A 276-nucleotide genomic window follows, 5' to 3' on the forward strand; every position below is an offset into this window, starting at 1 on the left:
CTCGCTCACCGGTACCTTTTTTAATCTCAATCGGTCGTATGGAGTTTATGGCTCGAGCAAATATAACATTTTCGGCTCGCTTCAGAACCTCGCTAGATACTTTACTCTTTGAGTCATTTATCTCCTTTGGATCACTGGGGCTGCTTTGGAGTTGACCGTCTTCGTCCACCTCCCATTTGGACTTTTCCGGAACGGGAGCCAAAATGTCCGATTCGTCAAGTTTAATGTCCATGTCAGAATGCAGCTCGAGAATACTGGAATCTTCTTCTTCTCCTT

General features: G+C 45.3%; 1 protein-coding gene. It reads right to left on the bottom strand.

Features of this window, described 5'->3' with window-relative positions; genetic code table 11:
• The coding region (locus QWY29_RS20435; protein WP_300963057.1) for a hypothetical protein at window positions 1–276 on the bottom strand (276 nt) is incomplete at both ends.

It is taken from the genome of Nocardioides abyssi, from assembly GCF_030412915.1.
In the GTDB taxonomy this organism is placed as follows: Bacteria; Actinomycetota; Actinomycetes; order Propionibacteriales; family Nocardioidaceae; genus Nocardioides; species Nocardioides abyssi.